This window comes from Pseudomonas sp. S1(2024) (assembly GCF_046557535.1).
Genome location: NZ_JBKGFP010000056.1, coordinates 22,333 through 31,400, shown reverse-complemented (window position 1 = coordinate 31,400; position 9,068 = coordinate 22,333). Strand labels below are relative to the sequence as shown.

Sequence of the window (9,068 nt, the reverse complement as noted above, 5' to 3'; positions counted from 1 at the left end):
GGGTTTGACCCCCCCCAACAGGATGGAAAAAAAAAAAAACCTGGGGGGGCCCCTGGGGGAGCGGGCAAGCCCGCGAAGAGGCCGAACCTGCTTATGCAGACGCCTGGCGGCCGATCACTGCCAGCGCCTTTTCGGCAATCTCCCGGGTCAACTCACCCGCCGGTATATGCCTGCCCAGCCGCAACGCCTGCCCCGACCAGAGGTTGCTGAAATCGCTATTGCCCTGCGGATCCGTAATCGCCCGCAAAGGCATCAAGGCCCCGCCGGCCAGCGGGAAGCGCGGGGCCAAATCGCTCATCGGCCCCAGCTCGCGCATGATGCGGTTGTTGATGCCACGCGCCGGTCGGCCGGTGAACAGGTTGGTCAGCGCCGTGTCGCTGGCAGGTGCGCTGTCCAGGGCCTGGCGATGCGCCGGCGACACCTTGGCCTCGGGGCAGAACAGGTACGCCGTTCCGATCTGCACTGCCGAAGCACCCAAGGCCAATGCCGCCAACAGGCCGCGGTGGTCAGCAATGCCACCAGCGGCAATCACCGGCACGCTGACCGCATCGGCCACCTGCGGCACCAGCGCGAAGGTGCCGATCTGGCTGGTGATATCGTCGCTGAGGAACATGCCGCGATGGCCGCCCGCCTCATAGCCCATGGCAATGATCGCATCACAGCCGTGATGCTCCAGCCACACGGCTTCCTCTACTGTGGTGGCGCTGGACAGCACCTTGGCACCACTGGCCTTTACCCGTTGCAGCAGGTCGGCATGTGGCAGGCCGAAGTGGAAGCTCACCACCTCCGGGCGCAGTTGCTCGACCAGCTGGCAGCTCTGTTCGTCGAAAGGCGCCCGGTTGGACACCGGCGTGGGCGCCGTGAAGTCGGCTCCCACTTCGCTGTAATAGGGCTGTAGCGCCTGCTTCCAGCGTGCATCGCGCTCGGCATCGGGCGCTGGCGGCTGGTGGCAGAAGAAGTTCAGGTTCAACGGGCGGCCCGGGCAGCCGGCGCGGAAGGCGGCGATCTCGGCGCGCACCTGGTCGCCCGTGAGCATGGCGCAGGGCAGGGCGCCCAAACCGCCCGCCAGGCCCACGGCAGTGGCCATGCCCGAGCCCGTCGCACCGGCCATGGGGGCCTGCAGAATGGGCAACTCGATACCCAGCAGGTCGAGGATGCGGCGGTCGGGCCAGTGGCTCATGCGATTCTCCTTGCGCGGGCGGGCAGTACGGTGGTGCGGGTGTTTACAAGGCTTTGCTGACCTGGATGTCGCTGATCTTCTCGGCGTCTTCCCCGTGAATCTTGCGCAGGGCTTCCAGGGCTTGTTCGAGGGAGGCGTCGGGCATCAACGCAAAGTCCCAGCGGCGCTGGCCGTCGAGCTTGTACTTGATGACGTACTTGGTGGTCTGGGTCATGGTGGCCTTATCTGAGTTTCGACGATGAACGACGGATGATCTTGATCTTGTGGGTCAAGGTTGGCTTGCGGGTAACCGAGATCGGGCGGGTGGTCACGGTATCGATGGTGATGTTCCAGAAACCGGTGCTTGGCACGGTGATCTTCGCCGGGAACTTGTCGAAATGGCCACCGTGGTAGGTATGACGACCGCCGTTCTTGAAGCTGCGGAAGTTGGCGTCGTTCATCAGGCGGATATTGCAGCGCTGGGAGCACTCGATGACGACGATATCGTCCTCGTTCAGGTGCTCGCGCTGGTGTACGAATTTCATGTGATGCTCCGCAAGGATTGGTTCTGCAAAGGCGAAAGATACCACGATGTCGGGTTACACTGCCGCGCTGTTCCGCCAGGCGTAGATAAATCTGCCAAAGCAGGGAGCAAATCGGCCTGGCTGTGGTCGAAGCGGATTCTTGAAGGCAGAGGTGCTGCAAATGAAGTGGATGGTGGCGGCGTTGGCGATGACGCTGGGTGGCTGTGTGAGTGTTACGGAACTGGAACAGTCGCGCGAAACGCTTGATGTAATCTCGGGCAAGTCCCCACGCGCGTATGCCGATTGCGTCAAGCAGAAGCTGGCCGATACCCGCGACCCGCTGGTGGAGGAGCAGCGTGGCGATGGCCTGCGGCTGATCGTGCCGCAAAAAATCAGCTCGGGTGTGGGCCCGGCGGCGCTGGTGGATATCGACAAGCGTGGCAGCGGCAGCAGCATCAAGCTGCACGAGCGGCTGAACAATTTCCCGCTGCGCCTGGGCGACGTGCGCACCGCAGCCACCCAATGCATTTCCGGTAGTTGATCCAGGGCAACTGATCACGCTCCTTTTACTTATATGTTTTAAGCCTAAGCTTATAACAATAGAAAAGGAGATTCGTGATGACACCGTTGAGTCGCGCCTTGGTCGGCAGCCTGCTGATCCTGGCTTGGCCCGCGGCGCATGCCGCCGATGGCCAGAAAGTCTTCACCCAGGGTGGGGCCAACCCCGCCGCCATGGCTTGCCTGGGTTGCCATGGCCCGGACGGCAAAGGCATTGCCGCTGCCGGCTTCCCACGCCTGGCCGGGCTGCCGGCCGCTTACCTCAGCAAGCAATTGCATGATTGGCGCAACGGCAGCCGCAAGCAGCCAGTGATGGAACCGCTTGCCAAGGCCCTGACCGAGGATGAGATCAAGGCGGTCAGCACCTATCTGGCCAGCCTGCCGGCAGACCCTGCAGGCGACCTGCGCCGCCAGCAGATCGCCGATGATCCCACCACCCGCATGGCCCTGTATGGCGACTGGAGCCGGCAGATTCCTGGTTGCGTGCAATGCCATGGCCCGGGCGGTGGCGGGGTTGGCGAACACTTCCCGCCCTTGGCCGGCCAGCCCGCCAGTTACCTGGTGGCGCAGCTCAATGCCTGGCGTGACGGCACCCGCAGCAATGACCCCAACCAGCTGATGGTCGGCGTGGCCAAGGCCATGACCGATGACGAGATCAAGGCCGTTGCCGAGTTCTTCGCCCGCCCAGCCAGCCAGGAGGTCAAGCCATGAAACCGATGATTCCAGCCCTGCTGCTGTTGGCCATGGGCAGCGCACACGCCGCCCAGATTGCCATGGAAGACCAGTCGCAGTTGAAAGTGCCTGGCGTGCAGACCGCGCCGCAGTTCGTGCCACCAGCGGAAAGCGAGTTGCCTGACAATGCCTTTGGCAAGATGGTACGCGAGGGGCATGCCTTGTTCGTCGACACCCGCAGGTTGATGCCCGAGGCTGTGGGTAACGGCATGAACTGCAGCAACTGCCACCTTGACCAGGGGCGGCTGGCGCATTCCGCGCCGATGTGGGGGGCGTACCCGATGTACCCCGCCTACCGCAAGAAAAATGACAAGGTCAACACCTATGCCGAGCGCATCCAGGGCTGCTTCCAGTTCAGCATGAACGGCAAGCCGCCTGCGGCCGATAGCCCGCAGATGACGGCGCTGGCGGTGTATTCGTACTGGCTGTCGACCAAGGCGCCGACCGGCGTGGAGATTGCCGGGCGCGGGTACCCGGAAGTGCCGCAACCAAAGGACGGATACGACTTCAAGCGCGGTCAGCAGGTTTATCGCGAGCAGTGTGCGATTTGTCACGGCGACAATGGCGAAGGGCAGAAGGTGGCGGGCGAGTACGTGATGCCGCCGTTGTGGGGCAAGGACTCCTACAACTGGGGCGCCGGCATGCACCGGATCAATACCGCGGCGTCGTTCATCAAGTACAACATGCCGCTGGGCAAGCCGGGCAGCCTTAGCGATCAGCAGGCCTGGGATGTGGCGGCCTGGGTCAACCGCCATGAACGGCCGCAGGATCCGCGGCTGGTGGAAGGCTCCATCGAGAAGACGCGGGTGAAGTTCCATGCCAATGACGGGGTGAACCTGTATGGGCAGAAGGTCGATGGTGTGCTGATAGGGCAGGGCACCGGTAGCTGATGTATTGCCTGTACTGGCCTCCTCGCGGGCTTGTCCGCGAAGAGGCCAGTACAGGAAACCCCGATTTCCTGTCATCCAACGGGCATGGATGACAGCAATATTTACGATCCCCCGGAACTATCTACACTAGGTTATCTCTATCTTCCCATCGATCGGCCACAGGTAGGGCATTGTAAGGTGACTGCCGCCTGATTAGACTGCGCCGAATTCCACTGGCCTAGCCTTTTGTAAGGACGTATATGATCAAAAAATGCTTGTTCCCGGCAGCCGGTTACGGCACCCGCTTCCTGCCCGCTACCAAAGCCATGCCCAAGGAAATGCTGCCGGTGGTCAACAAGCCACTGATCCAGTATGGCGTTGAAGAGGCACTGGATGCCGGTCTGAACGAGATCTCCATCGTCACCGGGCGCGGCAAGCGTGCTTTGGAAGACCACTTCGACATCAGCTACGAGCTGGAAAACCAGATCAAGGGCACCGACAAGGAAAAATACCTGGTTGGTATCCGTCGCCTGCTCGACGAGTGCTCGTTCTCCTACACCCGCCAGACCGAAATGAAAGGCCTGGGCCACGCCATCCTGACTGGCCGCCCGCTGATCGGCGACGAGCCGTTCGCCGTGGTGCTGGCGGACGACCTGTGCGTGAACCCGGAAGGTGACGGCGTACTGACCCAGATGGTCAAGCTGTACAACCAGTTCCGTTGCTCGATCGTCGCCATCCAGGAAGTCGATCCGCAGGAAACCAACAAGTACGGCGTGATCGCCGGCGACATGATCCGTGACGACATTTTCCGTGTCACCAACATGGTCGAGAAGCCAAAGCCGGAAGACGCCCCGTCGAACCTGGCGATCATTGGTCGCTACATCCTGACCCCGGACATCTTCGACATCATCGCCAACACCGAGCCGGGCAAAGGTGGCGAGATCCAGATCACCGACGCCCTGATGCAACAGGCGCAGAACGGCTGCGTGATCGCCTACAAGTTCAAAGGCAAGCGTTTCGACTGCGGTGGCGCCGAGGGTTACATCGACGCGACCAACTTCTGCTTCGAGAACTACTACAAGACTGGCAAGGCTTACTGATAAGCCGCTACTTGTATCAAAGCTGATAACTGGGGCTGCTTTGCAGCCCTTCGCGGGCACGCCCGCTCCTACAGGTATTGTGCAGGCCTTCAAGGTTGCGCCGGTACTGTGGGAGCGGGCGGGCCCGCGAAGGGTCGCAAAGCGGCCCCAGTGCGTTATGCTGGGCGCCTGCCTAGGAGAGTGAATACATGGCCTACGATTTTGATCTGTTCGTGATTGGTGCCGGGTCCGGCGGTGTGCGCGCGGCGCGGTTTGCCGCCGGCTTCGGGGCAAAGGTGGCAGTGGCCGAGAGCCGCTACCTGGGCGGCACCTGCGTCAACGTCGGCTGTGTGCCGAAAAAGCTGCTGGTGTACGGCGCACACGTCGCCGACGAACTGGAGCAGGCCGCAGGCTTCGGCTGGACCCTGGAAGAAGGACACTTCGACTGGGGCACCCTGATTGCCAACAAGAACCGGGAAATCGAGCGCCTCAACGGCATCTACCGCAACCTGCTGGTCAACAGCGGGGTTACCTTGCTGCAGGGGCATGCACGTCTGACCGGTGCCAATGAAGTGGAAGTGGAAGGCCAGCGCTACACCGCCGAGCACATCCTCATCGCCACCGGTGGCTGGCCACAGGTGCCGGACATTCCGGGCAAGGAACTGGCCATCACCTCCAACGAAGCCTTCTACCTCAAGGACCTGCCACGCCGGGTGCTGGTGGTGGGCGGTGGCTACATTGCCGTCGAGTTCGCCGGCATCTTCCAGGGCCTGGGGTCGGCTACCACGCTGCTGTACCGTGGCGACCTGTTCCTGCGTGGCTTCGACGGTTCGGTGCGCACGCACCTGAAGGAAGAACTGGAAAAGCGCGGCCTCGACCTGCAGTTCAATGCCGACATCCAGCGCATCGACAAGCTCGAGGACGGCAGCCTCAAGGCCACCCTCAAGGATGGCCGCGAGCTGGTCACCGATTGCGTGTTCTATGCCACCGGCCGGCGCCCTATGCTGGACAACCTGGGCCTGGAAAACACCGGCGTCGAGCTGGATGCACGCGGTTACATTCGGGTTGACCAGCAGTACCAGACGACCGCGCCGTCGATCCTGGCTATTGGCGACGTGATTGGCCGCGTGCAACTGACTCCGGTGGCTCTGGCCGAGGGCATGGCCGTGGCCCGGCGCCTGTTCAAGCCTGAGCAATACCGCCCGGTGGACTACCAGAACATCCCCACCGCAGTCTTCAGCCAGCCGCCCATCGGCACCGTGGGCCTGACCGAGGAGCAGGCGCTGGAGGCCGGGCACAAGGTGCAGGTATTCGAGAGCCGCTTCCGTGCGATGAAACTGACCCTGACCGACATCCAGGAAAAGACCCTGATGAAGCTGGTGGTCGATGCCGAGACCGACAAGGTGCTGGGCTGCCACATGGTTGGCCCCGACGCCGGCGAGATCATCCAGGGCCTGGGCATTGCCCTGAAGGCCGGTGCGACCAAGCAACAGTTCGATGAAACCATCGGCGTGCACCCGACGGCGGCCGAAGAGTTCGTGACCATGCGCACGGTCACTCGCTGATGCCACTGGCCCCATCGCCGGCAAGCCCGCTCCCACAGGGATTGCACAAGTGCAGAGACCTGCGCGGTACCTGTGGGAGCTGGCTTGCCGGCGATGGGGCCCTTGAATGCCCCGCAATCCTTTGCTCAGCCCATTCCCTTCTATCAATTATCCTCGGTTATAGCCAAAACCAATCAAAAGCATGAGCTTTGCCAATGAGCCTTTATCGGGACCAGCGGTTAGGATTCTCTCCATCAACTGATTCCAACCCCATGAAGGAGCGTCTCTCATGCCAATCATCAACAGCCAGGTCAAACCGTTCAACGCCACCGCCTACCACAAAGGCGAGTTCGTCCAAGTCAGCGAAGCCGACCTGAAAGGCAAGTGGTCTGTCGTGTTCTTCTACCCGGCCGACTTCACCTTCGTCTGCCCGACCGAGCTGGGTGACCTTGCTGACAATTACGCCGAGTTCCAGAAGCTGGGCGTGGAAATCTACGGTGTGTCCACCGACACCCACTTCACCCACAAAGCCTGGCACGACACTTCGGACACCATCGGCAAGATCCAGTACCCGCTGATCGGTGACCCGACCCACGTTATCTCGCGCAACTTCGACGTGCTGATCGAAGAAGCCGGCCTGGCCGATCGCGGTACCTTCGTGATCAACCCGGAAGGTCAGATCAAGATCGTCGAACTGAACGACGGTGGTGTAGGTCGCGATGCTGCCGAACTGCTGCGCAAGGTGAAGGCTGCCCAGTACGTCGCCGCTCACCCAGGCGAAGTTTGCCCGGCCAAGTGGAAAGAAGGCGAAGCCACCCTGGCTCCATCGCTGGACCTGGTCGGCAAGATCTAAGCCGATGTGTATGTCGCGGGCGGTAGCCAGCCGCCAAAGCTGAAGTACCTACCGCCCCGTAAAGCGCCCGGGCGAGTTCGCCTGGGCGTTTTTGTATCCGAGTTTTGAAAAAGGAATCGCCCGTATGTTGGACGCCACGCTTAAATCGCAACTGAAAACCTACCTGGAGCGGGTCACCCAGCCGATCGAGATCGTTGCCTCCCTCGACGACGGCGCGAAATCCCGCGAATTGCACGACCTGCTGGTGGAAATTGCCAGCCTGTCGAACCTTATTACCTTCAGCGCGGACGGCAGCGATGCCCGTCGTCCATCGTTCTCGCTGAACCGCCCGGGAGCCGACATAAACCTGCGCTTCGCCGGCATCCCCATGGGCCACGAATTTACCTCGCTGGTGCTGGCACTGCTGCAGGTCGGGGGCCACCCGTCCAAGGCCAGTGCCGAAGTGATCGAACAGATCCAGGCGCTGGAAGGCGAGTTCACCTTCGAAACCTACTTCTCGCTGTCGTGCCAGAACTGCCCGGACGTGGTCCAGGCGCTGAACCTGATGGCGGTCCTCAACCCCAACGTGCGCCACGTGGCCATTGACGGCGCGCTGTTCCAGGCGGAAGTGGAATCGCGCAAGATCATGGCGGTGCCGAGCATTTACCTGAACGGCGAAGTGTTTGGCCAGGGCCGCATGGGCCTGGAAGAAATCCTCGGCAAGATCGACACCAACGCAGGCAGCCGCCAGGCCGAAAAGATCAACGCCAAGGACGCCTTCGACGTGCTGGTGGTCGGTGGTGGCCCCGCCGGCGCCTCGGCAGCTATCTATGCCGCGCGTAAAGGCATCCGCACCGGTATTGCGGCCGAGCGTTTCGGCGGCCAGGTGCTCGACACCCTGGCCATCGAGAACTTCATCTCGGTACAGGAAACCGAAGGGCCGAAGCTGGCCACGGCGCTGGAAGAGCACGTCAAGCAGTACGACGTGGACATCATGAACCTGCAGCGCGGTGAAGCGCTGATCCCGGCCACCGATGGCGGCCTGCACGAAGTACGCCTGGCCGGCGGTGCCTCGCTCAAGGCCAAGACCGTTATCCTGGCTACCGGTGCCCGCTGGCGTGAGATGAACGTGCCGGGCGAACAGGAATACCGCGCCCGTGGCGTGGCTTACTGCCCGCACTGTGACGGCCCACTGTTCAAGGGCAAGCGCGTGGCGGTGATCGGTGGAGGCAACTCGGGTGTGGAAGCGGCCATCGACCTGGCGGGTATCGTCGCCCAGGTAACGCTGATCGAGTTCGACAGCCAGCTGCGTGCCGATGCGGTACTGCAGCGCAAGTTGCACAGCCTGCCGAACGTGAAGGTGATCACCAGTGCGCTGACCACCGAAGTGCTTGGCAATGGCGAAAAGGTGACTGGCCTGCGCTACAAGGACCGCACCACCGACCAGCAGCATGAAGTGGCGCTGGAGGGCATCTTCGTGCAGATCGGCCTGCTGCCGAACACCGACTGGCTGAAAGGCACCGTCGAGCTGTCGCCACGTGGCGAGATCATCGTCGATGCCAAGGGCCAGACCAGCATCCCTGGTGTGTTTGCGGCGGGTGACGTGACGACTGTGCCGTACAAGCAGATCGTGATTGCGGTAGGTGAGGGGGCCAAGGCATCGCTGGCGGCCTTTGACCACCTGATCCGCACTTCGGCACCGGCATAAGCCTGTACCGGCCCTTTCGCGGGCATGCCCGCTCCCACAGGTACTGCACAGGTCTTGAGATTT

10 protein-coding genes are annotated in these 9,068 nt (G+C 62.2%); 7 read left to right on the top strand and 3 right to left on the bottom strand.

What is annotated here, in order from left to right:
- Positions 1-91 precede the first annotated feature (91 nt).
- From ACLCGK_RS15175 to ACLCGK_RS15165, 3 genes are read right to left on the bottom strand one after another with little or no spacing between them, the layout of a single operon-like run.
- Positions 92-1,180, bottom strand: a complete 1,089-nt coding sequence (locus ACLCGK_RS15175; RefSeq protein WP_410952294.1) for an NAD(P)H-dependent flavin oxidoreductase — start codon at positions 1,178-1,180, stop codon at positions 92-94.
- Positions 1,181-1,223: 43 nt separating this feature from the next.
- Entirely contained in the window at positions 1,224-1,394 is a 171-nt protein-coding gene (locus ACLCGK_RS15170; protein WP_013973186.1) for a hypothetical protein, read from the bottom strand.
- 7 nt (positions 1,395-1,401) lie between these two features.
- Positions 1,402-1,704 (bottom strand): DUF1883 domain-containing protein, encoded by a 303-nt coding sequence (locus tag ACLCGK_RS15165; protein ID WP_013973185.1) that lies wholly within the window; start codon positions 1,702-1,704, stop codon positions 1,402-1,404.
- A gap of 160 nt (positions 1,705-1,864) precedes the next feature.
- On the opposite strand from ACLCGK_RS15165, the gene ACLCGK_RS15160 reads away from it, so the two are divergent.
- The 7 genes from ACLCGK_RS15160 to ahpF all read left to right on the top strand — a co-directional run bounded on the left by ACLCGK_RS15160 (position 1,865) and on the right by ahpF (position 9,005).
- On the top strand, positions 1,865-2,224 hold the full coding sequence (locus tag ACLCGK_RS15160; RefSeq protein ID WP_047933625.1) for a hypothetical protein: 360 nt from the start codon (positions 1,865-1,867) through the stop codon (positions 2,222-2,224).
- Between the two features lie 77 nt (positions 2,225-2,301).
- Positions 2,302-2,952: a c-type cytochrome gene (locus ACLCGK_RS15155; protein WP_410952293.1), complete on the top strand. Its 651-nt coding sequence runs from the start codon at positions 2,302-2,304 to the stop codon at positions 2,950-2,952.
- Positions 2,949-3,863 carry a c-type cytochrome gene (locus ACLCGK_RS15150; RefSeq protein WP_410952292.1) on the top strand — a complete coding sequence of 305 codons (915 nt, stop codon included), beginning with the start codon at positions 2,949-2,951 and terminating at the stop codon, positions 3,861-3,863. Before ACLCGK_RS15155 ends, ACLCGK_RS15150 begins: the two co-directional genes overlap by 4 nt.
- A gap of 239 nt (positions 3,864-4,102) precedes the next feature.
- Entirely contained in the window at positions 4,103-4,942 is an 840-nt protein-coding gene (galU, locus tag ACLCGK_RS15145) for a UTP--glucose-1-phosphate uridylyltransferase GalU (protein WP_013973181.1), read from the top strand.
- A gap of 188 nt (positions 4,943-5,130) precedes the next feature.
- Complete coding sequence (gorA, locus tag ACLCGK_RS15140; protein ID WP_280044817.1) at positions 5,131-6,486, top strand: glutathione-disulfide reductase; 1,356 nt, start codon at positions 5,131-5,133, stop codon at positions 6,484-6,486.
- 268 nt (positions 6,487-6,754) lie between these two features.
- Entirely contained in the window at positions 6,755-7,318 is a 564-nt protein-coding gene (gene ahpC, locus ACLCGK_RS15135) for an alkyl hydroperoxide reductase subunit C (protein WP_004375926.1), read from the top strand.
- A 124-nt stretch (positions 7,319-7,442) separates the two neighbouring features.
- Positions 7,443-9,005 carry an alkyl hydroperoxide reductase subunit F gene (gene ahpF, locus ACLCGK_RS15130; protein ID WP_015270868.1) on the top strand — a complete coding sequence of 521 codons (1,563 nt, stop codon included), beginning with the start codon at positions 7,443-7,445 and terminating at the stop codon, positions 9,003-9,005.
- The last annotated feature ends 63 nt before the right edge of the window (positions 9,006-9,068 follow it).

Bases quoted from the DNA above. Each gene is read 5' to 3' on its own strand.
- ACLCGK_RS15175 (WP_410952294.1), bottom strand. From the start codon at position 1,180: ATGAGCCACTGGCCCGACCGCCGCATCCTCGACCTGCTGGGTATCGAG.
- ACLCGK_RS15170 (WP_013973186.1), bottom strand. From the start codon at position 1,394: ATGACCCAGACCACCAAGTACGTCATCAAGTACAAGCTCGACGGCCAG.
- ACLCGK_RS15165 (WP_013973185.1), bottom strand. From the start codon at position 1,704: ATGAAATTCGTACACCAGCGCGAGCACCTGAACGAGGACGATATCGTC.
- ACLCGK_RS15160 (WP_047933625.1), top strand. From the start codon at position 1,865: ATGAAGTGGATGGTGGCGGCGTTGGCGATGACGCTGGGTGGCTGTGTG.
- ACLCGK_RS15155 (WP_410952293.1), top strand. From the start codon at position 2,302: ATGACACCGTTGAGTCGCGCCTTGGTCGGCAGCCTGCTGATCCTGGCT.
- ACLCGK_RS15150 (WP_410952292.1), top strand. From the start codon at position 2,949: ATGAAACCGATGATTCCAGCCCTGCTGCTGTTGGCCATGGGCAGCGCA.
- galU (WP_013973181.1), top strand. From the start codon at position 4,103: ATGATCAAAAAATGCTTGTTCCCGGCAGCCGGTTACGGCACCCGCTTC.
- gorA (WP_280044817.1), top strand. From the start codon at position 5,131: ATGGCCTACGATTTTGATCTGTTCGTGATTGGTGCCGGGTCCGGCGGT.
- ahpC (WP_004375926.1), top strand. From the start codon at position 6,755: ATGCCAATCATCAACAGCCAGGTCAAACCGTTCAACGCCACCGCCTAC.
- ahpF (WP_015270868.1), top strand. From the start codon at position 7,443: ATGTTGGACGCCACGCTTAAATCGCAACTGAAAACCTACCTGGAGCGG.